A 24,079-nucleotide genomic window follows, 5' to 3' on the forward strand; every position below is an offset into this window, starting at 1 on the left:
TCCGGTTGCAGCAGAAGGGGCCGGGCAATCGCCATTGCGTGATTGCCCTTGCAGGGAGACACCGGGGCATTCGCCACCTCTTCATGCCGCTGTTGTAGAGTCGAACCAGGTTCATTAGGGGAGCCCGGTCATGCATCACGCGCGCGAACACGCCGATACGCGAACCCGAGAACGTCGCCATCGCCTGGCGCACGAAGCGGCCCGGCTGATGGCCGAGGGTGGCATCCGTGATTTTCATCAGGCCAAGCTCAAGGCGGCCAGCCGGCTAGGCATCCACGACGACGCATCGCTGCCGCGCAACCGCGAGATCGAAGATGCGTTGCGCGAGCACCAGCGCCTGTTCGCCGGGCCTGCGCACGGGCTGCGGCTGCGCCAACGTCGTGAAGCCGCATTGCGCGCGCTGGAGTTTCTTAGCCCGTTCCAGCCGCGCCTGGCCGGCCCGGTGCTCGATGGCACGGCCGACGCCAATGCGCCGGTGCAGCTGCAGTTGCACAGCGACGACGCCGACGCCGTGCAGCGCTTTCTGGAAGAACACCGTATTCCGGCCGAATCGCGTACGCGCCGGCTGCGCCTGGACCGCGAGCGCACAGCCGAGTTTCCGGTGTGGCTGTTCAGTGCCGAGGAACTGAGCTTCGACCTGACCGTGCTGCCGTACGATGCCTTGCGCCAGGCACCGCTGTCGCAGCTGGACGAAAAACCGATGCAGCGCGCCTCGGCCGCCCAGTTGCGTCAGTTGTTGGCAGAAGAGGATGGTGGCCACGCCCTGCCGCGCACGCGCTGAGCGCAGCCCGCCATGACGCGTGACCACTCACCACAACGCCAACCCGCAAAAGCAAACGCCCCGCAATGCGGGGCGTTCGTTCAAGCAGACAACCGCAGGTGCTTAGCGCTGGCCGGCGTCGGTGTAGTCACGCTTGTCGTAGCCGGTGTAGATCTGGCGCGGACGGCCGATCTTCATTTCCGGGTCGACCTGCTGCTCCAGCCAATGCGACACCCAGCCGGCGGTGCGTGCGATGGCAAACATCACGGTGAACATTTCCACCGGGATGTTCAGTGCCTTGTAGATCAGGCCCGAGTAGAAGTCGACGTTAGGGTACAGCTTGCGCTGCACGAAGTAGTCGTCCTTCAGCGCGGCTTCTTCCAGCTTCAGCGCCACTTCCAGCAGCGGATCGTTGACGCCCAGTTCGCCCAGCACCTTGTGGGTCATCTCGCGGATGATCTTGGCACGCGGGTCGAAGTTCTTGTAGACGCGGTGACCGAAGCCCATCAGGCGGAACGAGGAGTTCTTGTCCTTGGCCTTGGCCACGGCGGACTCGACGTTGTCGGCGGTGCCGATCTCTTCCAGCATCTTCAGCACGGCTTCGTTGGCGCCACCGTGTGCCGGGCCCCACAGCGCGGTGATGCCCGCTGCGACCGAGGCATACGGGTTGGCACCGGTCGAACCGACCAGACGCACGGTCGAGGTCGAGGCGTTCTGCTCGTGATCGGCATGCAGGATGAACAGCAGATCCAGCGCCTTGGCCACCACCGGATTGATCTCCAGCGGCTCGCTCGGCACTTCGAACATCATGTGCAGGAAGCGGTCGACGTAGTTGAGGTTGTTGCGCGGGTAGCGGATCGGCCAGCCGATCGAATAGCGGTACGCGGCAGCAGCCAGGGTCGGCACCTTGGCGATCAGACGGATGGCGGCCTGGCGGCGCTGCTCCGGATCGTTGAGGTCCAGGGTGTCGTGGTAGAACGCCGACAGCGAGGCGACCGAACCGGCCAGCATGGCCATCGGGTGAGCGTCATGCCGGAAGCCACCGAGGAAGTTCTTCAGCGACTCGTGCATCATCGTGTGATGCGTGACTTCGTGGTCGAACTTCTTGAATTCGTCCGCGGTCGGCAGCTCGCCGTTCATCAGCAGGTACGAGACTTCGAGGAAGCTGGACTTCTCGGCCAACTGTTCGATCGGGTAGCCGCGATACAGCAACACGCCGTTGTCGCCATCGATGTAGGTGATGGCCGACTTGCAGCTGGCGGTGGCGGTAAAGCCCGAGTCGTAGGTGAACAGACCGGTTTCTTTGGTCAGCTTTGAAATATCGACGCAATCATTGCCAAGCGTGGGCTTGAGAACCGGCAGAACGACCGACTTGTCGCCGGCGTTGAGCGTGACCTGATCAAGATCGGACACTGTGTACGCTCCTTCAGTGGAAGGCGCCTGTCACCAAATGGGCAGGCACGTGATGGAAGTCCAGGGCATCGCCCCGGATCACGTCATTATCGCACAGCAACATTTTGGCCGTCGCTTGGACAGAAGTCGTAGACGCCCCGTCGACGGCGTGAAAACGAAGTTGCCGCCGCCCAAAAAACAACGGCCGCGCAATGCGCGGCCGCTGCCGGTACAGCCCGTCCTGCAAGCTCAGCGCGCGTAGCGCTTCTGGAACTTGTCGATCCGGCCGCCGGTGTCGATCACCTTGTGCTTGCCGGTATAGAACGGGTGCGAGGCCGAGGAGATATCCACCTTGATCAGCGGATATTCCTGGCCGTCTTCCCACTTCACGGTCTCTTTCGAGCTCATGGTGGAACGGGTCAGAATCTTGAAATCGGACGTCACGTCGTGGAAGACGACGTCGTTGTAGCTGGGATGAACGTTATCTTTCATGGACTTGGCGCCGGGCTGCCTGGATAAGCCGGGCATTATAGCGGCCTCCAGACGCCCGGCGCAAGATCGCCTTAACCCGCCGCCAGCGCCGCGGCGACCAGGCCGAAGAATTGCGGGCGATCGTAGTCCAGCAGCAGGTTGGCGTTGTCGGGGTTGCCATCCCGGCGCTCCCAGTCCACCAGGGTCATGCCGCGGGTGTGGGTACCGGTCAGCTCGATATGCACCGGCCGCTGCTCCAGCCGCTGCGCGCCCTCCGGATGCAGCGCGAACGCCATCGCCAGCGCGTCGGCGGCGTACCAGTGCTCGCCACGGCTGTCTTCGGACCACAGCCGGGTCTTGCGCGAAATCTCTTCGTAGAACCGTGCCTGCGCGGAGTCTGCCGCCAGCCATTGCTCGACATCGCGATGCAGCAGCCCGTGCGCGATGGTGGCTTCCCAGTCGGCCACGTCGAACTGCGGAAAACCGCGGAATACGATATGTGCCGCTTCCGGGTCGAAGCCGATATTGAATTCGGCCGCGGCGGTGATGTTGCCGTGCCCGGTCAGCGCCCCGCCCATTACCACCAGCCGCGCCACGCGCTGCGGCAGGGTCGGATCCAGCGTCAGGGCCAGGGCCAGATTGGTCAGCGGGCCGAGCGCGACCAGCAGCAGCTCGCCGGCGTATTCGTGTGACAGGCGCAGGATGGCCAGCGCGGCGTGCTCGGTCTCGGCAGTGCGCTTGGCCGGCGCCAGGCCGACATCGCCGAAGCCGTCGATGCCATGCACATGCGCCGCGTCCACCGAGGGATGCAGCAGCGGCTGCGGGCAGCCCGCATAGACCGGCACATCGTCGCGCCCGGCAATCTCGCAGACCTTCAAGGCGTTGCGCACGGTGTGCTCCAGGCCCACATTGCCGGCGGCGATGGTCAGCCCAACGACGTCATGCCGGGTGTCGTTGAAGGCCATCAGCAAGGCCAGCGCGTCGTCCACGCCCGGGTCGGTGTCGATCAGCAGCGGTATCTTTTTGGTCATGGGATCGGAGATTGGTCATTCGGGATTCGTTGCCGCATCTTCGCAAGGATCGGCCGGTCACGCGAACCTACAGGCCGCAGCAGCCAGCTCTGACCAATCCCCAATCCCCAATCCCCGCCACTCAAGCCGCGGCATAACGCACCGCGCTGCCGATCCAGCGCGCGACCACGCGGTCGGCAATGTCCGGCGCTTCGGCCAGCAGCCGTTCGGCGAGCACCTGCACGCGCGGCAGCAGCCCGGCATCGCGGGTGAGATCAGCGATGCGGAAACTGGCCAGACCGGTCTGCCGCGTGCCCAGCAATTCGCCGGGGCCACGCAGCTCCAGATCCTTTTCCGCGATCACGAAGCCGTCGTTGGTCTGGCGCATGGTTTCCAGGCGTTGTCGCGCCATCATCGACAACGGCGCCTGATACAGCAGCACGCAGCTGGACGCGGCCGCGCCGCGGCCGACCCGGCCGCGCAACTGATGCAACTGCGCCAGACCCAGGCGCTCGGCATTCTCGATGATCATCAGCGAGGCATTGGGCACGTCCACGCCGACCTCGATCACCGTGGTGGCGACCAGCAGATCGGTAAGGCCCTGCTTGAAATCCAGCATCGCCTTCTGTTTTTCGGCCGCTTTCATGCGCCCGTGCACCAGCGCCACGCGCACGCCGGGCAATTGCGCGGACAGCGCTTCGAAGGTGGCCTCCGCCGCCTGGGCCTCGATCCTCGGCGGGCCACTGGGCGCGCCCTTGCCGGGCTCCTCGCTTTCTTCGATCAAGGTGCAGACCCAGTACGCCTGGCGCCCTTCGGCGCAGGCGGCGCGGATGCGCTCGACCAGGTCCGGCCGACGCTCGGCACTGAGCACGATGGTCTGCACCGGCGTGCGCCCGGGCGGCAGTTCGTCGATGGCCGAGACATCCAGATCCGCATAGGTGGACATCGCCAGGGTGCGCGGGATCGGCGTGGCGGTCATCACCAACTGATGCGGCACGCTGCCGGCGGCCGCACCCTTGTCGCGCAAGGCCAGGCGCTGATGCACGCCGAAACGGTGCTGCTCGTCGATGATGGCCAGTGCCAGGTCGTGGAAGACCACCGCGTCCTGCATCAGGGCGTGGGTGCCGACCACCACCTGCGCCTGGCCGGAGGCCACCTCGGCCATTGCCGCGGCGCGTGCCTTGCCGGTGACCTTGCCGGCCAACCAGACGATGCGCACGCCCAGCGGTTCCAACCAGCCACGTAGATTGGTCAGGTGCTGCTCGGCCAGCAGCTCGGTCGGCGCAGCCAGTGCGACCTGCTTGCCCTGCTCCACCGCCAGCATCGCCGCCAATGCGGCGACCACGGTCTTGCCGCTGCCGACATCGCCCTGCACCAACCGCAGCATCGGCGACGGTTTTGCCAGGTCGCGGGCAATCTGGGCGAACACGCGCTGCTGCGCACCGGTAAGCTGGAATGGCAATGCCGCACGCAGCTGCTGCACCAGGGTGCCGTTGCCAGGCAGCAGCGGTGCGCGGAAGCGCTGCAGGGCGATACGCTGGCGACGCAGGCTGAGCTGATGCGCCAGCAATTCTTCGATCGCCAAACGCTGCTGGGCCGGATGCCCGCCTGCGAGCAGTTGCTGCGGGTCGGTGTTCACCGGCGGGCGATGCATGGTCAGCAGCGCGCTGCGCAGCGAGGGCAGTTGTTCGTCCTGCAGCCAGTGCGGCGGCAGCAGTTCCAGCGCGGCCTCGGCCGGCAAGCGCTCCAGCGCCTGGCCGATGAGTTTGCGCAACGTGGCCGGGCCCACGCCTTCCAGCACCGGATAGACCGGATCCAGGCTGTCGCCCAGCCCGGCATCCTCGCCCGGTGCCAGCACGCGGTAACTGGGGTGCACGATTTCCCAGCCGTTCTGTCCCGGCTTGGGCGTGCCGAACACCCGCAGTCGCGTGCCCGGTGCGAACTGCGCGACCTGCGCCGCGCGGAAATGGAAGAAGCGCAGCACCACGCTGCCGTGCGACTCGTCCGAGACCGCCACCCGCAACACCGGCCGGTAACGGAAGCCGCGCTCCACCGCATCCACACGCCCTTCGATCTGCGCCGGCACGCCGCTCTGCAACTGCGCGATCGTGGTCAGCCGGGTGCGGTCTTCGTAGCGCAACGGCAGATGCAGCCACAGATCCTGCAGCGTCGAGATGCCGCGCGCAGCGAACTTCTCGGCCACCTTGGGGCCGACGCCGGGCAGGCTGGCAAGCGAGGCCTGGCCTGCGACGGCCAGGCGCGGGGTGACGGTCGCTGCGCGCGGCACGGCAGGGCGCTCGAGTCAGACGAGCTGGATCAGTCGAGCACCATCACCGCGTCGACCTCGAAGCCGGCACCCTTGGGCAGGCCGGAGACCTCGATGGTCGAACGCGCCGGGAACGGCGCCTGGAAATACTCCTGCATCACTGCGTTGACGGCGGCGAACTGGCCGAGATCGGTGAGGTACAGGCCCAGCCGCACGATCTTGTCGAGCGAGCCACCGGCGGCTTCGGCCACCGCCTTGAGGTTGTCGAACGCGCGGCGTGCCTGCACGCCGACATCGCCCGGCACGATCTCGCCGGTGGCCGGATCCAGCGGGATCTGCCCGGAGAAATACACCGTGTTGCCGGCACGCACGGCCTGCGAATACGGGCCAATGGCGGCAGGTGCCTGGTCGGTATGAATGATCTGGGACATGGCGACTCCATCAACACTGAAAACGAACGCGCATTGTATCGGCGCCTGCCATTGACGGGCGAATGGGGCGTGGGCGGTGACGGCGCGCAGGCGTTGGGCGCCGGCGTAGCGGCGTGTTGCCCGGTGGGCTGGGCATCTTGCAATGGGTTGGTGTCTGCCCGCGCGCGCGCGATGGCGTGGTGAGGCTGTGCGCGTGCGCCGCTGGAGGCCGCGCGACGGAGCACGGGGCTGCGCACGTCCCCTCATCCGCCCCGACGGAGCACCTTCTTCCGAAGGGAGAAGGGAACGGCGCGCCCCTCTTTTGCTGGACGCTAGCCCCTCTTCCGCTGGAAACGCTGGCCACTGTCCTGCGAAAGAGGGCTTGGGTGAAGGCCCGGGCGAAGCCACGCCAAATGCGTTGCACTGTGGTGCGGCAGCGCTGCGGCGCGCGATGCTCCTGGGGTGCGACCTGTGCCGCGGGGTCGTCACGACGCACGGGGGCGGTCACGACACCGAGAGACGTGCAGCGCCGCATCATTGCTACCGACTCGGGAACATCGCCTCCTGCGCGGCGGCGCAACAGTCGGCCTGAGCGCTGCGCCACCTAGCGGCCCGCCACTGCGGAAAACCGGCAGGGCTAGGTGATCGGCGCCGGATTGAACAAGGCCAGATCGTTGTGCAGGCGGTGTTGCTCGGTCCAGGTGCGCTGGCCGCTGGCCACGTCCAGATAGCGCCGGAACAACTCCCAGCCCAATTGCTCCAGCGTCTTGGCGCCGGTCGCCACGCCGCCGGCATCGATGTCCATCAGGTCGGACCAGCGCTGCGCCAATTCGCTGCGGGTAGCCACCTTGATCACCGGCACCATGCCCAGGCCGTAGGGCGTTCCGCGCCCGGTGGTGAATACGTGCAGGTTCATGCCCGCCGCAACCTGCAAGGTGCCGCAGACAAAATCGCTGGCCGGGGTGGCGCAATACTGCAGCCCGCGCCCCTTGACCCGCTCGCCGGGCGGCACCACGCCGTTGATCGCCGAGGAGCCGGACTTGGCGATCGAGCCCATCGCCTTCTCCACGATGTTGGCCAGCCCGCCCTTCTTGTTACCCGGGGTGGTGTTGGCGCTGCGGTCGGCCTGGCCGCGCGCCAGGTAGGCGTCGTACCAGGCCATTTCGCGTACCAGCGCCGTGGCGACATCGGCATTGGCCGCGCGCGGCACCAGCAGATGGATGCCATCGCGCACTTCGGTGTTTTCCGAAAACATCACCGTGGCACCGGCGCGTACCAGCAGGTCCGCCGCCACGCCCAGGCCCGGGTTGGCGGTCACGCCGGAAAACGCATCGCTGCCGCCGCATTGCATGCCTACCACCAGTTCGCTGGCCGGCACGGTTTCGCGCCGACGCAGGTCCAGATGGCGCAGGCGTTCTTCGGCCATGGCCATGATCGAACCGACCATGTCGGCAAAGCCCAGGCTGGCTTCCTGCAGACGGTAGACGCCGCTGTCGTCGGCGCTGGCATCGTCCGGCAGCAGGCGCTCGGGCGCGAGTTTCTCGCAGCCCAGGCCCACGATCAGCGCCTGCCCGCCGAAGTTGGGGCTGCGCGCGATATTGCGCAGCGTGCGGATGGGGATGATGGCCTCCGGCGCGGTGATTGCCACGCCGCAACCATAGACGTGATTGATCGCCACCACATCGTCGACATTGGGATACTTGGGCAGCAGCTCGGTGCGGATGCGCTCCACCGCGTGGCCGAGCACGCCCACCACGCACTGCACGCTGGTCATGATGCCCAGAATGTTGCGCGTGCCGACACTGCCATCCCGGTTGCGATACCCCTGGAAGGTGTAGCCATCCAAGGGCGCGGGTGCGGGTGCCGGCTGCAGCGACAGATCCAGCGCGGCCAGATCGGGCGCTTCGGGCATCGCCAGCAATTGCTCGCTCACCCAGGCCCCGCGTGCAATGTCGGCATTGGCGGTGCCGATCACCGCGCCCAGGCGGATCACCGGCGCGCCGGCGGCCAGGTCGCGTAGCGCCATCTTGTGCCCCTGCGGAATGTGTTCGACGGCGGTGAGCCCATCCGGAAAGGTGGCGCCGGCCGGTGCGCCGTCATCGTTGACGACGATGGCGACGTTGTCGCGCGCGTGGGCGCGGATGCTAAGCCAACGGGTGGGTTGCTGGGTTGCGGACATCGTGGGGCTACCTTGCAGGCGTGGGGTGGAGTGCATTACCGGTCGGGGCTGTCGAACTGACGGCGGTACTGCAGGATCAAGCGGTTTTCATCGACATTGCGCTGGTAATTGGAGCGGAAGGTGCCGTTGAACCAGATGACGCTCAAGTGCTTGAAGCGCTCGCTCTGGAATTGATAGGTGGTCAAGACATCGCGGGCCCACTCGCGGCCTTGGCCGGCATAGGTGGCCGGCTGCGCATGGTCGCCATTGATGTAGCGCGCCATGACGCTGAGACCGGGGATGCCGATGCTCTTGCCATCGATGCTGTAACGCAGCTGCCAGCTGCGCTCGCCGCGTTCGAGAAAGTCGTTGATGAAGGTCCAGTTGAAGACATTGCCGTCGGTGCCGCCCGGCCAGGGCATGGCGCTGGGGCCGGACAGGCGTTGATAGCCGGCGCCGAATTCGTGCCCGCCCGTGCGCCAGGACAGCATGCTGCTGAACATGCGGTTGTCGATCGGCCCGGCACGCGACTGGCCGATGTCATCGGTACGGAAATACCGCAGATCCACACGCAGCTGGTCCTTGCCGAAGGTGTGCGTCTGGATCAGGTTATAGAGCTGCTGCCGATAGATGTCTTCCATCACCGCGCCCTGATAGCGCAGTTGCGTGCCGGGCACGACGCTGTAGGTTGCCGAGAGCAGATTCAACGCATCCGAATCCGGCGTGCCCAGAAAACGGCGATTCTTGTTGGTCAAGGTGATGGGAACGCGCGAATCGCCATCGCGATACCAGGCGCTGGTGAAGCGCGCGAGCAGCAGATCGAGCTTTGGCACGTCCTTGGATTCCAGCGTCACGCCCTGGAATGTTTCCGGCATGATGCGGGTGATGCTGGCGCGCACCAGCGGCTCGTTGGGAATGAAGCTGCCCCACTTCACTTCGGTTTGCGAGGCGCGCAGCTTGAGCGTGGGTGCCACCCGCAGCAGCGCATGTTGCGCAGTACCGTCGTCGTTGCTGGGCAGCAGGCCGGTGCCGCCTTCGGCGCGCACGCCATCGAGCTTGAAATCGCCGATACCCAGCAGATCCAGGCCCGCGCCGACCGGCCCGCGGGTATAGCCGCTACGGGCATCGACCACAAACCCCTGCGCCCACTCGGCACGCTTGCCCTGCCCTTCGCCGCTGCGGAAATCGCGGTTGTAATAGAAGTTGAGTGCGGTGACTTCGGCCGTTGCGCCATTCCAGAACCCCTCATCGGGGTGTTGCGCACGCGCACGCCCGGCCGCGCCGACCGCCAGCAGCGCTGCGCCGCTGATCGCCATCATGCTTTTCATTACTCGGTTCTCCACCTGCGGTGAACTGGCGGCCGTGCTGCCGGCGCTCCGGCGGCAGGCATCGGGGCGCTTCAGCGCACCAGGCAGGGCCGCTTGTTGTCGAAGGTCCAATTGGGGATCAGCGCCTGCATGGCGGCGGCATCGTCGCGCGCGCCCAGGCTCAGGCTTTGATAGGTGCGATGCGCGGCCTCCAGCGCGTCCATGTCCAGCTCCACACCCAGGCCCGGCTTTGCCGGCACCTGGATCTGGCCGCCGACGATCTGCAATGGGTCGTGGGTCAGGCGTTGGCCGTCCTGCCAGATCCAGTGCGTATCGATCGCGGTCACCCGCCCAGGCGCCGCGGCTGCGACATGGGTGAACATCGCCAGCGAAATATCGAAATGGTTGTTGGAATGCGAGCCCCAGGTCAGGCCCCAGTCGCGGCACAGTTGCGCCACTCGTACCGAGCCCTGCAACGTCCAGAAATGCGGGTCGGCCAGCGGGATATCCACCGACTGCAACTGGATGGCGTGGCCCATCTGCCGCCAGTCGGTGGCGATCATGTTGGTGGCGGTCGGCAAGCCGGTGGCGCGACGGAATTCGGCCATGATCTCGCGCCCGGAATACCCATCCTGCGCACCGCACGGATCTTCGGCGTAGGCCATCACGCCGTGCATGCCGCGGCACAGGGCGATGGCCTGATCCAGCGACCACGCGCCATTGGGGTCGAGGGTGATGCGCGCCTGCGGAAACCGCGCGTGCAACGCGACAATGGCGTCGATTTCGTCTTCGCCGCGCAGCACGCCGCCCTTGAGCTTGAAATCGCGGAAGCCGTATTTCACGTAGGCCGCTTCGGCCAGGCGCACCACCGATGCCGGCGTCAAGGCCTCCTGGTCCCGCACAGCCTCCCAGTCATCGCGGGCACCGCTGCCGTCGCGATAGTCGAACGCAGTCTTCCGCCGGTCGCCGATGAAAAACAGATAGCCCAGCACATCCACGGCGCTGCGTTGCTGGCCTTCACCGAGCAAGGCAGCGACAGGCTGGTCGAGGAATTGCCCGAGCAGATCCAGCAACGCCGACTCGATGGCCGTCACCGCATGGATGGTGATACGCAGATCGAAGGTCTGCAGGCCACGGCCGGCGCTGTCGCGGTCGGCAAAGGCGGTGCGCACCTGATTGAGGATGCGCTGATACTCGGCGATGGAGCGGTCGCGAATGAGCGGCGCTGCTTCCTGCAGCAAGCCGGCGATGGCCGCGCCGCCAGGCACTTCGCCCACGCCGGTGCGTCCGGACGAATCGCGCAGCACCAGCACATTGCGGGTGAAGTACGGCGCGTGTGCGCCACTGAGGTTGAGCAGCATGCTGTCCTGCCCGGCGACGGGCACCACGCGGATGTCGGTGATGCGCGGCGTGGCGCCGATGCTTGCAGGTGCGGTGTGGATAGTCATCGAAAGTCTCCCAGGACGGTCACAGCGTTGCGGGCACGGGCATGGACGGGCCGCCGGGCGGCGCCTTGAGTTCCACGCGCTTGATTTCGCCCACCACCACCAGATAGGACACCACCGCCAGCAAGGCATTGAGCCCGACGAAGACCAGCGCCCACTCGAAGGTGCCGGTGGTGGAGACGATGTAGCCGATGACGATCGGCGTGGTGATGCCGGCGATATTGCCGAAGGTATTGAACAGGCCACCGGACAGGCCGGCGATTTCCTTGGGCGAGGTGTCGGCCACCACCGCCCAGCCGAGCGCGCCGATGCCCTTGCCGAAGAAGGCCAGCGCCATCAGCCCGACCACCATCCATTCGGCCTGCACATAGTTGCAGCCGATCATCGTCACCGACATCAACATGCCGACAACGATCGGCGTCTTGCGCGCGACGGTGAGCGAGTAGCCCCGCCGCACCATGCGGTCGGACACATAGCCACCCAGCACGCCACCGATGAAACCGCACACCGCCGGCAACGAGGCCACAAATCCGGCTTCCAGGATCGACATGCCGCGCTCCTTGACCAGATACACCGGAAACCAGGTCAGGAAGAAATACGTCAGCGTGGTGATGCAGTACTGGCCGATGTACACGCCCAGCAACATGCGGTTGCACAACAACTGCTTGGCGTAATGCCATTGCGTGCCCTTGGGCTGGCGGCCGGGCTTGTTGCCCTGCTCCATGTCCACCAGCGCGCCGTTGCGCTGGATGTAGTCCAGTTCCTGCGCGCTCAGGCGCGGATGTTCGCGCGGGGCATAGATGGTCTTGCGCCACACCAGCGCCAGCAACACGCCAGCCGCGCCCATCACCAGAAATACATGCTCCCAGCCCCAGGCGTGCACTAGCCAGCCCATCAACGGCGCGAACGCCACCGTGGCGAAGTACTGCGCTGAATTGAAGATCGACGCAGCCAGACCGCGCTCTGCAGTGGGAAACCAGGCCGCCACGATGCGGCTATTGCCCGGGAACGACGGCGCTTCGGCGATGCCGACCAGAAAGCGCAGCACGAACAGCGTGGTGACCGCCCAGGTCACCGGCACCCAGTCGATAAAGCCCTGCAAGGCAGTGAACAGCGACCAGATCAGCAGCGACAGGCCGTACACGCGCCGCGAGCCAAAGCGATCGAGCAACCAGCCGCCGGGAATCTGCCCGGCCACATATGCCCAACCGAACGCAGAAAAAATGAAGCCCATCTGCAGCGCGTCGATGCCCAGCGCATCCTGGACCGCGGAACCGGCGATGGACAAGGTGGCGCGATCGGCATAGTTGATCGTGGTGACCACGAACAGCATCAGCAAGATCAGGTAGCGCCTGCGCGGAACCGTCGTTGAACCGACCGTTTTTGAATCGATAGCCATCATCGTTCCTCACCTATGACGATGGAAGCGCACTGCGCTTCGGTACTCCACGTTGCGCCTGCAGATGGCGTACCGGACCCTCCTCCGGCACGCCTCAGGCATCGTTGCTACGGCAGCCGTCAGTCGTGTCCCAGCGCGCCATCGACGCGTCGCCATAGCCCGAGCGGGTTGTGGTGCGCGACGGCGGCAGGCAACAGCGCCGCCGGCAGATCCTGGTAGCAGACCGGGCGCAGGAAGCGATCGATCGCCAGCGTGCCGACCGAGGTGCTGCGGCTGTCGGAGGTGGCCGGGAACGGGCCGCCGTGCACCATCGCGTGGCAGACCTCCACACCGGTGGGCCAGTCGTTGACCAGGATGCGCCCGGCCTTGCGCTCCAGCACCGGCAGCAATGCGCCGGCCAGTTCGGTATCGCCCACCTCCATGTGCAAGGTGGCGGTGAGCTGGCCTTCCAGGTGCTCGCTCAGCGCACGCAGCTGTTCGATGTCCCTGCAACGCACCAGCAACGACGAGGCGCCGAAGACTTCGGCCTGCAGCGCTTCATCGGCCAGGAAAGCATCGGCGTGGGTGCCGAACAACGCCGCCGGACAGCGCCCGGCGTCCGCCGCAGCGCCGCGTGCCAGCGTGCTGACCTGCGGGTGCGCGGCCAGACGCTGCACGCCTTGCGCGTAGGCCTGGCCAATGCCTGCGGTGAGCATCGCTGCCGGCGACACGGCCTGCAGCGTTTGCGTTGCGGATGCGACAAATGCATCCAGCGCCGGCGAATCGATCGCCAGCAGCAAGCCGGGATTGGTGCAGAACTGCCCGCTGCCCAGGGTCAGCGAGCCGACGAACGCTTTGCCCAGATCCGATGCGCGCGCCTGCAGCGCCTGCGGCAACAGATACACCGGATTGATCGCGCTCATCTCCGCATACACCGGAATCGGCTCGCGGCGTGCGGCGGCAATCTTGACCAGCGCCATGCCGCCGGCCCGCGAGCCGGTGAAACCCACCGCCTTGATGCGCGCGTCGGCGACCAGTCGTGCACCGATCTCGATGCCGGCGTCGAACAGCAGTGAGAACACGCCCTCGGGCAGGCCGCATTGCGCCACCGCCGCCTGGATCGCACGGCCCACCAATTCCGAAGTCCCCGGATGCGCGCTGTGCGCCTTGACCACCACCGGGCAGCCGGCCGCCAGTGCCGAGGCGGTATCGCCACCGGCCACCGAGAATGCCAGCGGGAAATTACTGGCACCGAACACCGCCACCGGCCCCAGCGCGATATGCCGCTGCCGCAGATCCGCACGCGGCAATGGCGTGCGTTGCGGCATCGCCGGGTCGATCCGCGCCTGCAGCCAGCTTCCTTCGCGCACCACGTTGGCGAACAGGCGCAGCTGCCCCACCGTGCGCCCCCGCTCGCCTTCCAGGCGTGGGCGCGGCAGGCCGCTTTCGTGCATGGCGCGTTCGATCAGGGCATCGCCCAATGCCAGGATCTGCTCGGCGATGGTTTCCAGGAAGACTGCGCGCGCGTCCAGCGTCGTTTCGCGATAACGATCGAACGCCGCCCGCGCCAACGCACAGGCCTGTTCCAGATCCTGTGCGCTCACCGAGCCGAATGCCGGCTGCAATGCCGCACCGCTGGCCGCATCCAGCGCATGAAATTCCTCCCCTGCGCCGCGCACGTCGCGCTGCCCGATCAGCGATTGGCCCGTGATGCTGTGCATCAGCGGCGTCCTCCAATCAGTTGCTTGAGCTGGGCGAATTCGTCCTCGTCGAGGTCGGCCAGCGGCGTGCGGACCGGACCGGCCGGGCGGCCGACCGCGCGCATGCCGGCCTTGACGATCGACACCGCATAACCGGCGCGGCGATTGCGCAGCACGGTGTACGGCAACACGAAGTCATTGAGCTCGCGGTAGATGGTGACGTGGTCGCGCGCACGCACCGCTGCATAAAACGCCAGCGCCCACTCGGGCAGGAAATTGAAGATGGCCGACGAATACGTGGTCACGCCCATTTCCAGATACGGCAGCGCGAAGGTTTCGGCGGTGGGCAGTCCGCCCACGTAGAGCAATCGGTCGCCAAGGCGGGCGTAGATGCGGGTCATGCGATCCACATCGCCGATGCCGTCCTTGTAGCCCACCAGGTTGGGGCAACGCTCGGCCACCCGCGCCAGCGTCACGTCGTCGAGCTTGGCGTTGGCGCGGCCGTAGACGATCACGCCCAGCCTGGTCGCCTTGCAGACGCGCTCGACATGGTCGGCCACGCCATCGGCATCGCACTCGGTGAGGTACGGCGGAAACAGCAGGATGCCGTCGGCAGCATTGCGCTCGGCAGCCTGCGCCATCTCCATGGCGATCGCGGTGCCGTAACCGGCCGGTGCGATGACCGGCATGCGGCCGGCGGTCTGGGTCACCGCTGCTCGCACGGCGCGATTCACTTCATCCAGCGTCAGCGAAAACAGCTCGCCGGTGCCGCCGGCGGCAAACAGCCCGGCGGCCGGGTGCGAGGACAGCCAGTCCAGATTGCTGCGGTAGGCGGGTTCGTCAAAGGCCAGGTCGGCGTCGAAATGGGTCACCGGAAACGACAACAGCCCGGCGCCAAGCGCTTGGGCCATTTCGGAAGGGGTGTATCTGCTGCTCATCGGACAAACGCTCCTGGGCGGGGGATGCGGTTGATCCTAGAAACGCAGATCGTTGCCGGTCCAAACCAAAGGACGTATTGTTTGATACACAAGTTGAATCAATCGCGTCATCGATCGATGTAGTGCGCCGTAAATGGCTGCTTTGCAACGCTTTTTCGACAGTGCGTAATTATGACCGGCTGCGCCCGCCAACCTAGTCGCTGGCGCGGCAGCGCCTATTCATCGGCGCTGGCGGCGGAGGGATGTTGCGGGTGCAGCATCAATTCACCTGTTTTGCCATGCGAGGCCCGTCCCCATGTTCGATCTGCAGCAACTGCGTTGCTTTGTCGCCGTCGCCGACGAACTGCACTTCCGTCGCGCGGCCGAGCGCCTGAACATGACCCAGCCGCCGCTCAGCCGGCAGATTCAGTTGCTGGAGCACAGCGTCGGCACCGCGCTGCTAGAGCGCAACAGCCGGCATGTGCGGCTGACCCAGGCCGGGCGCAGCCTGCTTGCCGAAGCGCGCGCGATCCTGCGCATGGCCGAAAACGCCGGCCTGCGCGCGCGCCGGATCGGCACCGGCGATGCCGGTAACGTGTCGGTGGGTTTCACCGCAGGTGCCAGTTACCGCTTCCTGCCCGAGGCCATCGCGCGGTGGCGCAGGCAAGCGCCGGATGTGGATCTGCAACTCAAGGAGATGGTCAGCCTGGCGCAACTGGACGCACTGGATGCAGGCCGGCTGGATATCGGCCTGTTGCGCCCGCCGATCCAACGCCAGGGCCTGCACAGCCGCTGCGTGGCACGCGAACCGCTGATCGCCGCGCTGCCGGAGGACTCGCCGCTGGCGCACCGCGACAGCCTGCGTCTGCAGGATTTCCACGGCCAGCCGCTGGTCAATTACGCACCGGACGAGGCGCGTTATTTCTACGATCTGCTGGCGCAATTGTTCGGTGCGCCCGGCATCGCGCCGCGCTCGGTGCAATACGTCAGCCAGATTCATTCGGTGCTGGCGCTGGTACGCGGCGGCATGGGCATGGCGCTGGTGCCCGAAGGCGCCAGCGGCCTGCGTTACGCCGGCATCGTGTACCTGCCGCTGCGCGAGGAAACCCCTGCCACGCCGGTGGAGCTGCACCTGGTGTGGAAACAGGATAACGACAACCCTGCGCTGGGTCGTTTGATCGCCTGAGCCGGGCAAGGCGCGTGCGCTGTCACAGACGCACGGCAGCGCAGCCACTGTCCAACGCGGGGACCGGATTCGAAGCAACTGGCAACACGACTGCGCACCGCCGGGCGGGTGCGGCCGGTGCCCGGCGCGGCATGGACCACGCGTACACGCCGGCTTTGAGCGCGACGCCGACAGCCACCTGACGACTGCTCGCCACGGTTTGCTCGCCGCTTCTACTGCCGCCCCACGCTCTGCACCACATGCAGGCGCCGCAGCCGGCGCATCACTTCGGCCAGATGGCGTCGGTCGCGGACCTGGATGTTGAAGCGCAGCACCGCGGCGTTGAAATCGCGGTCCAGGTAATCCACGCGCTCGATGTTGGACTGGCTCTGCGCAATCGCCGCAGCCAGCTGGGCCAGCACGCCGGTGCGGTTTTCCACCTCGACGATCAAGGCGGTGTCGTAATCGCCACTGACGCTGGAATCCCAGTCGATCGGCACCCAGCGTTCGGGCGATTTGCGCAGCTCGGCCAGGTTGGGGCAGTCCAGACGGTGCACCACGATGCCCTTGCCGGCGGTGTGGTAACCCATGATTTCGTCGCCGGGAATCGGCTGGCAACAGTTGGCGAAGCTGATCACGCCGCGCTCGCTGCCGTCGATCAGGATCTTTTCGTGCGAATGCTTGGAGTGGCCGCCACCGCGCAATTCGGCGTAGGCCATCAGCGCCTGCGCGGCCTGGGTCGGCATCCAGTTGCCCAGCGCCACATCGGCCAGCAAGGCTTCCAGGCGTGGATAGCGGTGCTCGGTGAGGAAGGCGTCCAGGCGGCCCTTGGGCAGCCGCTCCAGCGAGCTGTCCATCGCTTCCAGCGCGCGATCGAGCATGCGGTGGCCGAGCTGCACGGCGTCTTCGTGTTCGAGCTGCTTGAGCTGGTGGCGGATCGCGGTACGCGCCTTGCTGCTGACCACGAACTCCAGCCACTGCGGCTTGGGCGTGGCCGAGCGCGCGGTGATGATTTCCACCGCCTGCCCGCTGACCAGCTTGGTGCGTAGCGGCACCAGCTTCTTGTCCACCCGCGAGGCGACTGCGCGGTTGCCCACGTCGGTGTGCACCGCATAGGCGAAATCCAGCGCGGTGGAGTTGCGCGGCAGCGCCAGGATCTTGCCCTTGGGCGTGAACAGATAGACCTCGTCCGGGAACAGGTCGACCTTGACGTTGTCCAGGAACTCCAGCGACGAGCCCGCCGCGCGCTGCGAATCGATCAGCTCCACGATCCAGTCGTGCGCGCGGCTCTGCGCGCTATTGGGCGAGGCCGAGCCGACCTTGTAGGTCCAGTGCGCGGCCACCCCGCGTTCGGCGATCAGGTCCATCTCCTCGGTGCGGATCTGCACTTCGATCGGCGAGCCATACGGGCCGAACAACACGGTGTGCAGCGACTGATAGCCGTTGGCCTTGGGGATGGCGATGAAATCGCGGAAGCGCCCGTCCAGCGGCTTGAAGGTGGCATGCACCGCGCCCAGCGCGTGATAGCAATCGGCCACCGAACGCACCACCAGGCGGAAGCCGAACACATCCATCACCTGGTCGAAGGACTTGTTCTCTTCGTGCATCTTGGAATAGATGCTCCAGGGCGTCTTGATGCGGCTGACCAGGCGGTGCTCCAGCCCTTCCTTGGCCAGCCGCTGCGACAGCTGCACTTCCACCTGCGCCATCGATTCGCGCCGCACCACCGGCTGGCTGCGGATATGTTTTTCGATGATGGCGTGACGCCACGGATACAGTGCGCGGAAGCCCAGGTTCTGCAGCTCGGACTTGATCAGACTCATGCCCAGGCGCTGGGCGATCGGCGCGTAGATTTCCAGCGTTTCGCGCGCGATGCGGCTGCGCGCCTCGCTGCTCTGCGCGCCCAGCGTGCGCATGTTGTGCAGGCGGTCGGCCAGCTTGATCATGATCACGCGCAGGTCGCGCGACATCGCCAGCAGCATCTTGCGGAAGCTCTCCGCCGCCGCTTCCTGGCGGTCACGGAACTTGAGCTTGTCCAGCTTGGTGACGCCATCGACCAGCTCGGCCACCGCTTCGCCGAATTCCGACGCCAGCTCTTCGCGGGTCAGCGGGGTGTCTTCGATGGTGTCGTGCAGGATCGCGGCGATCAGCGATTCCATGTCCAGGCCGAGCTCGGCGAGTACGCCGGCCACCGCGACCGGATGGGTGATGTACGGCTCGCCCGACTTGCGGGTCTGGCCGGCATGCGCGCTGGCACCCACTTCCCAGGCACGGCGCAGGATCGGCAGCTGCTCCTTGGGAAGGTAGCTGGCTGCGCGTTCGAAGTGCAGGACGTAGTCGGGGATGGCCTGGTCGGAAGACGGAGACGTCACGACGGTCGCCTGGGCAGTGGGGCCTGGGTTCATGCCGGAAGACTATGCCAGCAGCGCAGTCACGGCAAACGTTTGCACACCGCGGGCGACAACGCGGGCCTGAAACGAAAACAGCCCGCGCGTGGCGGGCTGTTCAGATCGATCGCAGCGATGCGAACAATCAATCGTCGTTCTTGGACATGTCTTCGTCGGCAACGACTTCGGCAGCGGCCCATTCCAGCGCCTCGCGTTCAGCACGCTCGCGCTCGGCCTTCTCGACTTCGTCGATCAGCGCGTTGTCGATCCGGCGTGCGGCGATCTCGCGCAGTGCCATCACGGTGGGCTTGTCGCTGGCGTCGGCATTTTCGATCAACGGCTGCACGCCGTTGGCGAGCTGACGGGCGCGCTTGGACGCCATCATGACCAGCTCGAAACGGTTGTTCACGACTTCCAGGCAATCTTCTACGGTAATGCGGGCCATGCGGGCTCCCGGCGACCAGCAACGGCCGCGCATCGAATGAGGGAAAGGGGGCGGAGTGTACGCCCGGGCCGCCGTCACGGCAACCTGGGCCTATTCAGTTTCCTTTGGAATCAGGGATTTGAGCCGCTCAGTCCAGCAAGGCCCGGATCAACGCCGCATGCCGCTGCTGTTGCGCCTGCCGGCGCAGCCGGCTGGCGGTGAAGATCGCGCACATCTCCGAGACTGCGGTGTCGAAGGTCTCGTTGATGATGACGTAGTCGAACTCCTCAAAATGCAGCATCTCTTCGCGGGCAGCGGCCAGGCGTTGCGCCATCACGTCCTCGCTGTCCTGGCCGCGCTTGCGCATGCGCTCGTCCAGCGCCTGGCGCGACGGCGGCAGGATGAACACGCTGACCGCGTCGGGCACCTTCTGCCGCACCTGGCGCGCGCCCTGCCAGTCGATCTCCAGCAGCACGTCGTGACCGGCGGCCAGCTGCGGCTCCACCGACTGCCGCGCGGTGCCCTTCCAGTCGCCATGCACCAGCGCGTATTCGAAGAAGTCGCCGGCTTCGATCATGCCCTGGAACTCGTCGGCGGAGACGAAATGGTAGTGCTCGGCATGCCGTTCGCCCGGCCGCGGCGCGCGCGAGGTGAATGAGATCGACAAGGCGATCTTGGGATCACGCGCCAGGGTGGCGTTGACGATGCTGCTCTTGCCGGCGCCGGAAGGGGCCGCAACGATATAGAGGGTGCCGCGCATTTTAGGGAATAGAGAGTCGGGAATGGGGAATGGGGCACCGCGCCAAGCAAGCAGGCCAAGGGTGAATCGTACCTGCTTTGACGATTCCCCATTCCCGATTGCCTATTCCCGGCTACTCGATGTTCTGCACCTGCTCGCGGATCTGGTCGATCAGCACCTTCAGATCCACCGCAGCGTTGGAGGTGCGGCTGTCCACCGACTTGGAGCCGAGCGTATTGGCTTCGCGGTTGAATTCCTGCAGCAGGAAGTCCAGGCGGCGGCCGACCGGCTCGCGCTGCCTGAGCACGCGGCGGATCTCGGCGATGTGGCTGGACAGGCGGTCGAGCTCTTCGTCCACGTCCAGCTTCTGCAGCCACAGCACCAGTTCCTGCTCGGCGCGACCGGGATCGACCGGATGCGGCAGATCGGCCAGCCGGGCGGCCAGCTTGGCACGCTGCCCTTCGCGGATGACGGGAATCAGCGTACGCACCTCGGCGGCGATACGTTCGATCGCATCGACCCGCTCGCTGATCGCATCGGCCAGCTTGGCGCCTTCGCGCTCGCGCGCGGCGACGAAACTGTCCACCACCTCATCCAGCAATGCCAGGGCCTGCGCCTGCAATGCCGGTGCGTCCACGTCCTGCACCTGCAGCACGCCGGGCAGCTGCAGCAGATCGGTGAAGCCGACCTGCAGCTTGGGGAACATGCCGTCAAGGCGCGTGGCCAGTGCGCCCAGTTCCTGCAGCAGCGATTCGTTCACGGCCAGGGTCTGCGCGTTGTCCGGCGCGCGCAGGCGCAGCGCCAGATCCAGCTTGCCGCGGCTGTTTTTCGCCGCCACGCGCTCGCGCAGCAGCGGCTCCAGCGCACGCAGTTCTTCGGGCAGGCGCACGCCCACTTCCAGAAACCGATGGTTGACCGAGCGCAGCTCGCAACCGAGCGTGCCCCAGGGCGTGATGCGTTCGCCACCAGCAAACGCGGTCATGCTTCGAATCATCGTCAGTCCCGTGCCTTCAAAGCGCGAATGGTACCCTAGCGGCCCGCGCTGGCTGACCGCCCCGCCACGCGCCGACCCAGACCCACCTCCCGACTTCCGGACTCATCGCATGACCTTTTCCCGTCCCAGCGGCCGCACGGCCGACCAGCTGCGCCCGGTGCGCATCGAACGCGCCTTCACCCGTCACGCCGAAGGCTCGGTGCTGGTCAGCTTCGGCGACACCCGCGTGCTGTGCACCGCCAGCGTGGAAAACCGCGTCCCCGGATTCCTGCGCGGCAAGGGCGAAGGCTGGGTGACCGCCGAATACGGCATGCTGCCGCGCTCGACCCACACCCGTTCCGATCGCGAGGCCGCACGTGGCAAGCAGGGCGGACGCACGCTGGAAATCCAGCGCCTGATCGGCCGCGCACTGCGCGCCTGCGTGGATCGCAATGCCCTGGGCGAGCGCACCATCACCCTGGACTGCGACGTGCTGCAGGCCGATGGCGGCACCCGCACCGCCGCAATCACCGGCGCCTACGTGGCGCTGGCCGATGCGGTGAACCTGCTGCTCAAGCGCGGCGACATCAAGAAGCACCCGCTGATCGGCGCCGTGGCCGCAGTGTCGGTGGGCATCTATCGCGGCGAGCCGGTGCTGGATCTGGACTACCCCGAAGACAGCGACTGCGACACCGACATGAATGTGGTGATGAATGACGGCGGCGGCTTCATCGAGCTGCAGGGCACCGCCGAAGGCCACGCCTTCCGCCGCGACGAACTCAACGCACTGCTCGCACTCGCCGAACGAGGCATGAGCGAACTGTTCGCCCTGCAACGCGCTGCACTGGCCGGATGAGCCGGCGCATCGCCCTGACCACCCTGCTGGTCGCCGACTACGACGCGGCGATCGCCTGGTACACCGGTGCGCTGGGCTTCCAGGTGCTGGAGGATCGCGCACTTGGCGACGGCAAGCGTTGGGTGGTGATCGGCCCGGGCAGCGCGCGGGACGCCGGCTTGCTGCTCGCGCAGCCGGCCGACGCCGCCCAGCGCGCGCGCATCGGCGACCAGACCGGGGGGCGGGTGGATCATTTTCTCTACACCGACGACTTCTGGCGCGACCATGCGGCGATGCAGGCGTTCGGGGTGGAATTCCTGGAAACCCCGCGCGAGGAACCGTACGGCACGGTCGTGGTGTTCCGCGATCTGTACGGCACCAAGTGGGACCTGCTGGAGCCCAAGCAATGAAACAACTGGTCCTGGCCAGCGGCAACGCCGGCAAGCTGGAAGAACTGCGCGCGATGCTCGTCGACCTGCCGCTGCGCATCGTGGCGCAAGGCGAGCTCGGCGTGGACGATGTGCCGGAAACCGGCCTGACCTTCGTCGAGAACGCCTTGATCAAGGCACGCCATGCCAGCGCGGTCACCGGCCTGCCGGCACTGGCCGACGACTCCGGCCTGATCGTCGATGCGCTCGGCGGCGCACCCGGCCTGTACAGCGCCCGCTATGCCGGCAGCCCGACCGATGCGCAGGCCAACAACGCCAAGCTGCTCGACGCCATGCGCGCCGTGCCGGCCGAGCGCCGCAGCGCGCGGTTTTACGCGGTGATCGTGCTGCTGCGTCACCCGGAAGATCCGCAACCGCTGATCGCCGAAGGCAGCTGGGAAGGGGTGATCACCACCGAACCACGCGGCACGGGCGGCTTCGGCTACAACCCGGTGTTCCTGGATCCGGTGCATGGCCTGACCGCTGCGGAGATGGATACCGCGCTGAAGAACCGGCTGAGTCACCGTGCGGTGGCGCTGGCCACGCTGCAGCACAAGCTGCACGCCCTGTCGCTGTGAACCATGGCCTGACGCAGTGCCCGACCTGATTCCACCGCCGCTGTCGCTTTACGTGCACCTGCCCTGGTGCGTGCGCAAATGCCCGTACTGCGATTTCAACTCGCATGCGGCCAAGGGCGTGCTGCCGTTCGAGGACTACGTGGATGCGTTGATCCGCGACCTGGATGCGGACCTGCCGCTGGTGTGGGGGCGCGTGGTGCATTCGGTGTTCTTCGGCGGCGGCACGCCGAGCCTGTTCCCGCCCGAAGCCATCGACAGATTCCTGCAAGCCGCCGCCGCGCGGCTGCGCTTTGCACCGAATCTGGAGATCACCCTGGAAACCAATCCAGGCACCGCCGAGCATGGCCGCTTCGACGGCTATCGCGCCGCCGGCGTGAACCGGCTGAGCTTCGGTGTGCAGACCTTCGACGATGTAGCACTGCAGCGGCTGGGTCGCATCCACGACAGTGCCGAGGCCGAGCGTGCGATCAAGCTGGCGCAGGATGCCGGCTACGACAATTTCAATATCGACCTGATGTACGCGCTGCCCGAGCAGACCCTGGCACAGGCCGAGCGCGATCTCGAACGCGCCTTCGCGCTGCAGCCCACCCACATGTCGCATTACCAGCTCACGCTGGAGCCGAACACGGTGTTCTTCGCGCGGCCGCCCAAGGGCATTCCCGACGACGATGCGGCCTGGGACATGCAGGAGCATTGCCAGCGCCTGCTGGCCGAGGCCGGCTACGCGCAGTACGAAGTGAGCGCCTACGCCAGGCCCGGGCGGCAATGCGCGCACAATCTCAATTACTGGCGCTTCGGCGATTACCTGGGCATCGGCGCCGGGGCGCACGGCAAGATCAGTTCCGGCGCCGAACAGCATGTGCTGCGACGCTGGAAGCACAAGCATCCGCAGAGTTACCTGGCCAGCGCCGGCAGCGCGGCGTCGATCGGCGGCGACGAGATCGTGCCGCGTGAGCGGCTGCCTTTCGAATACATGCTCAACCTGCTGCGCCTGCACGAGGGCTTCTCCCTGCGCGACTTCGAAGTCTCCACCGGCCTGGACGCCTCGGTCATCGAGTTGCCTGTGGCGCGCGCAATTGCGCAAGGCTGGATGACCGCGCAGGACGGACGCGTGGTGCCGACCGAGCTGGGCCGCCGCTTCACCAATGACGTGGTCGAGCTGTTTCTGGGCTGATCGCGGCGATCACGGCGCGGCACAGCAGCCAGCACGCCGCGCCATGATCGATAGCGCACACGACAGCATTGGCGCGCGGATCCAGCGAGCCGCGCCACGCGCGCCGTCCGCGTCCGGGTGGCGACCGGATCTGGCCAGGCACGTCTTGCGCCCGGGCGGTCG

General features: G+C 66.5%; 21 protein-coding genes and 1 other RNA gene. 7 read left to right on the forward strand and 15 right to left on the reverse strand.

The genetic code is table 11. From position 1 onward, the window contains the following. Positions 1 to 130 precede the first annotated feature (130 nt). The gene (locus tag AC06DU_RS16140; protein ID WP_039519223.1) at positions 131 to 781 is read left to right on the forward strand and encodes a hypothetical protein; all 651 of its coding nucleotides are present in this window, start codon (positions 131 to 133) and stop codon (positions 779 to 781) included. A 102-nt stretch (positions 782 to 883) separates the two neighbouring features. Here AC06DU_RS16140 and AC06DU_RS16145 read toward each other — a convergent pair whose 3' ends face one another. The 11 genes from AC06DU_RS16145 to kdgD form a co-directional block, all read right to left on the reverse strand. Next, positions 884 to 2,173, reverse strand: a complete 1,290-nt coding sequence (locus tag AC06DU_RS16145; RefSeq protein WP_024938127.1) for a citrate synthase — start codon at positions 2,171 to 2,173, stop codon at positions 884 to 886. A gap of 228 nt (positions 2,174 to 2,401) precedes the next feature. Then, on the reverse strand, positions 2,402 to 2,644 hold the full coding sequence (locus AC06DU_RS16150) for a type B 50S ribosomal protein L31 (protein WP_024938126.1): 243 nt from the start codon (positions 2,642 to 2,644) through the stop codon (positions 2,402 to 2,404). 71 nt (positions 2,645 to 2,715) lie between these two features. After that, positions 2,716 to 3,654, reverse strand: a complete 939-nt coding sequence (locus tag AC06DU_RS16155) for a nucleoside hydrolase (RefSeq protein ID WP_039519221.1) — start codon at positions 3,652 to 3,654, stop codon at positions 2,716 to 2,718. Between the two features lie 121 nt (positions 3,655 to 3,775). Continuing rightward, on the reverse strand, positions 3,776 to 5,920 hold the full coding sequence (recG, locus tag AC06DU_RS16160; protein WP_478202832.1) for an ATP-dependent DNA helicase RecG: 2,145 nt from the start codon (positions 5,918 to 5,920) through the stop codon (positions 3,776 to 3,778). A 29-nt stretch (positions 5,921 to 5,949) separates the two neighbouring features. Further along, a complete protein-coding gene (locus tag AC06DU_RS16165; protein WP_024938123.1) occupies positions 5,950 to 6,330 on the reverse strand; it encodes a RidA family protein in 381 nt (126 codons plus the stop codon). 616 nt (positions 6,331 to 6,946) lie between these two features. Continuing rightward, on the reverse strand, positions 6,947 to 8,488 hold the full coding sequence (garD, locus tag AC06DU_RS16170) for a galactarate dehydratase (protein ID WP_102251370.1): 1,542 nt from the start codon (positions 8,486 to 8,488) through the stop codon (positions 6,947 to 6,949). A gap of 35 nt (positions 8,489 to 8,523) precedes the next feature. Then, the gene (locus AC06DU_RS16175; protein ID WP_478202833.1) at positions 8,524 to 9,795 is read right to left on the reverse strand and encodes an OprD family porin; all 1,272 of its coding nucleotides are present in this window, start codon (positions 9,793 to 9,795) and stop codon (positions 8,524 to 8,526) included. A 71-nt stretch (positions 9,796 to 9,866) separates the two neighbouring features. Then, the gene (gene gudD, locus AC06DU_RS16180; RefSeq protein WP_478202834.1) at positions 9,867 to 11,222 is read right to left on the reverse strand and encodes a glucarate dehydratase; all 1,356 of its coding nucleotides are present in this window, start codon (positions 11,220 to 11,222) and stop codon (positions 9,867 to 9,869) included. Between the two features lie 19 nt (positions 11,223 to 11,241). Next, positions 11,242 to 12,621, reverse strand: coding sequence for an MFS transporter (locus tag AC06DU_RS16185; RefSeq protein WP_046344127.1), 1,380 nt, complete (start codon positions 12,619 to 12,621; stop codon positions 11,242 to 11,244). Between the two features lie 116 nt (positions 12,622 to 12,737). Continuing rightward, complete coding sequence (locus tag AC06DU_RS16190) at positions 12,738 to 14,318, reverse strand: aldehyde dehydrogenase (NADP(+)) (protein ID WP_478202835.1); 1,581 nt, start codon at positions 14,316 to 14,318, stop codon at positions 12,738 to 12,740. Further along, positions 14,318 to 15,235 carry a 5-dehydro-4-deoxyglucarate dehydratase gene (gene kdgD / locus AC06DU_RS16195; protein ID WP_184456624.1) on the reverse strand — a complete coding sequence of 306 codons (918 nt, stop codon included), beginning with the start codon at positions 15,233 to 15,235 and terminating at the stop codon, positions 14,318 to 14,320. Before kdgD ends, AC06DU_RS16190 begins: the two co-directional genes overlap by 1 nt. A gap of 295 nt (positions 15,236 to 15,530) precedes the next feature. Here kdgD and AC06DU_RS16200 point away from each other — a divergent pair, with 295 nt between their 5' ends. Together AC06DU_RS16200 and AC06DU_RS16205 are read left to right on the forward strand one after the other, a co-directional pair. Beyond that, positions 15,531 to 16,400 carry a LysR family transcriptional regulator gene (locus AC06DU_RS16200; RefSeq protein WP_478202836.1) on the forward strand — a complete coding sequence of 290 codons (870 nt, stop codon included), beginning with the start codon at positions 15,531 to 15,533 and terminating at the stop codon, positions 16,398 to 16,400. A gap of 131 nt (positions 16,401 to 16,531) precedes the next feature. Continuing rightward, positions 16,532 to 16,608, forward strand: a non-coding RNA gene (locus AC06DU_RS16205) — sX9 sRNA. 4 nt (positions 16,609 to 16,612) lie between these two features. On the opposite strand, the gene AC06DU_RS16210 is transcribed toward AC06DU_RS16205, so the two are convergent. The 4 genes from AC06DU_RS16210 to AC06DU_RS16225 all read right to left on the reverse strand — a co-directional run bounded on the left by AC06DU_RS16210 (position 16,613) and on the right by AC06DU_RS16225 (position 20,923). Continuing rightward, on the reverse strand, positions 16,613 to 18,784 hold the full coding sequence (locus AC06DU_RS16210) for a RelA/SpoT family protein (protein ID WP_024938122.1): 2,172 nt from the start codon (positions 18,782 to 18,784) through the stop codon (positions 16,613 to 16,615). A gap of 127 nt (positions 18,785 to 18,911) precedes the next feature. After that, the gene (gene rpoZ / locus AC06DU_RS16215; RefSeq protein ID WP_002812428.1) at positions 18,912 to 19,211 is read right to left on the reverse strand and encodes a DNA-directed RNA polymerase subunit omega; all 300 of its coding nucleotides are present in this window, start codon (positions 19,209 to 19,211) and stop codon (positions 18,912 to 18,914) included. Between the two features lie 127 nt (positions 19,212 to 19,338). Continuing rightward, on the reverse strand, positions 19,339 to 19,950 hold the full coding sequence (gmk, locus tag AC06DU_RS16220; protein ID WP_016903572.1) for a guanylate kinase: 612 nt from the start codon (positions 19,948 to 19,950) through the stop codon (positions 19,339 to 19,341). Between the two features lie 112 nt (positions 19,951 to 20,062). After that, positions 20,063 to 20,923, reverse strand: coding sequence for a YicC/YloC family endoribonuclease (locus AC06DU_RS16225; RefSeq protein WP_046344146.1), 861 nt, complete (start codon positions 20,921 to 20,923; stop codon positions 20,063 to 20,065). 109 nt (positions 20,924 to 21,032) lie between these two features. Between AC06DU_RS16225 and rph the strand changes: the two genes are divergently transcribed. From rph to hemW, 4 genes are read left to right on the forward strand one after another with little or no spacing between them, the layout of a single operon-like run. Then, positions 21,033 to 21,758, forward strand: coding sequence for a ribonuclease PH (gene rph, locus AC06DU_RS16230; protein WP_039519212.1), 726 nt, complete (start codon positions 21,033 to 21,035; stop codon positions 21,756 to 21,758). Continuing rightward, positions 21,755 to 22,147, forward strand: a complete 393-nt coding sequence (locus AC06DU_RS16235; RefSeq protein ID WP_104542292.1) for a VOC family protein — start codon at positions 21,755 to 21,757, stop codon at positions 22,145 to 22,147. Before rph ends, AC06DU_RS16235 begins: the two co-directional genes overlap by 4 nt. After that, the gene (gene rdgB / locus AC06DU_RS16240) at positions 22,144 to 22,743 is read left to right on the forward strand and encodes an RdgB/HAM1 family non-canonical purine NTP pyrophosphatase (RefSeq protein WP_226427401.1); all 600 of its coding nucleotides are present in this window, start codon (positions 22,144 to 22,146) and stop codon (positions 22,741 to 22,743) included. The genes AC06DU_RS16235 and rdgB overlap by 4 nt, the downstream gene beginning before the upstream one ends. A gap of 16 nt (positions 22,744 to 22,759) precedes the next feature. After that, a complete protein-coding gene (gene hemW / locus AC06DU_RS16245) occupies positions 22,760 to 23,917 on the forward strand; it encodes a radical SAM family heme chaperone HemW (protein ID WP_046344150.1) in 1,158 nt (385 codons plus the stop codon). The last annotated feature ends 162 nt before the right edge of the window (positions 23,918 to 24,079 follow it).

This window comes from Xanthomonas sp. NCPPB 3200, from assembly GCF_056393585.1.

What these genes read in the sequence shown, in the direction of transcription:
- AC06DU_RS16190 (WP_478202835.1), bottom strand. Translation starts at nt 14,318, where the DNA reads ATGCACAGCATCACGGGCCAATCGCTGATCGGGCAGCGCGACGTGCGC.
- AC06DU_RS16155 (WP_039519221.1), bottom strand. Translation starts at nt 3,654, where the DNA reads ATGACCAAAAAGATACCGCTGCTGATCGACACCGACCCGGGCGTGGAC.
- AC06DU_RS16140 (WP_039519223.1), top strand. Translation starts at nt 131, where the DNA reads ATGCATCACGCGCGCGAACACGCCGATACGCGAACCCGAGAACGTCGC.
- rph (WP_039519212.1), top strand. Translation starts at nt 21,033, where the DNA reads ATGACCTTTTCCCGTCCCAGCGGCCGCACGGCCGACCAGCTGCGCCCG.
- AC06DU_RS16150 (WP_024938126.1), bottom strand. Translation starts at nt 2,644, where the DNA reads ATGAAAGATAACGTTCATCCCAGCTACAACGACGTCGTCTTCCACGAC.
- kdgD (WP_184456624.1), bottom strand. Translation starts at nt 15,235, where the DNA reads ATGAGCAGCAGATACACCCCTTCCGAAATGGCCCAAGCGCTTGGCGCC.
- rpoZ (WP_002812428.1), bottom strand. Translation starts at nt 19,211, where the DNA reads ATGGCCCGCATTACCGTAGAAGATTGCCTGGAAGTCGTGAACAACCGT.
- AC06DU_RS16235 (WP_104542292.1), top strand. Translation starts at nt 21,755, where the DNA reads ATGAGCCGGCGCATCGCCCTGACCACCCTGCTGGTCGCCGACTACGAC.
- AC06DU_RS16165 (WP_024938123.1), bottom strand. Translation starts at nt 6,330, where the DNA reads ATGTCCCAGATCATTCATACCGACCAGGCACCTGCCGCCATTGGCCCG.
- AC06DU_RS16175 (WP_478202833.1), bottom strand. Translation starts at nt 9,795, where the DNA reads ATGAAAAGCATGATGGCGATCAGCGGCGCAGCGCTGCTGGCGGTCGGC.
- AC06DU_RS16200 (WP_478202836.1), top strand. Translation starts at nt 15,531, where the DNA reads ATGTTCGATCTGCAGCAACTGCGTTGCTTTGTCGCCGTCGCCGACGAA.
- gudD (WP_478202834.1), bottom strand. Translation starts at nt 11,222, where the DNA reads ATGACTATCCACACCGCACCTGCAAGCATCGGCGCCACGCCGCGCATC.
- garD (WP_102251370.1), bottom strand. Translation starts at nt 8,488, where the DNA reads ATGTCCGCAACCCAGCAACCCACCCGTTGGCTTAGCATCCGCGCCCAC.
- AC06DU_RS16210 (WP_024938122.1), bottom strand. Translation starts at nt 18,784, where the DNA reads ATGAACCCAGGCCCCACTGCCCAGGCGACCGTCGTGACGTCTCCGTCT.
- rdgB (WP_226427401.1), top strand. Translation starts at nt 22,144, where the DNA reads ATGAAACAACTGGTCCTGGCCAGCGGCAACGCCGGCAAGCTGGAAGAA.
- AC06DU_RS16185 (WP_046344127.1), bottom strand. Translation starts at nt 12,621, where the DNA reads ATGATGGCTATCGATTCAAAAACGGTCGGTTCAACGACGGTTCCGCGC.
- AC06DU_RS16225 (WP_046344146.1), bottom strand. Translation starts at nt 20,923, where the DNA reads ATGATTCGAAGCATGACCGCGTTTGCTGGTGGCGAACGCATCACGCCC.
- gmk (WP_016903572.1), bottom strand. Translation starts at nt 19,950, where the DNA reads ATGCGCGGCACCCTCTATATCGTTGCGGCCCCTTCCGGCGCCGGCAAG.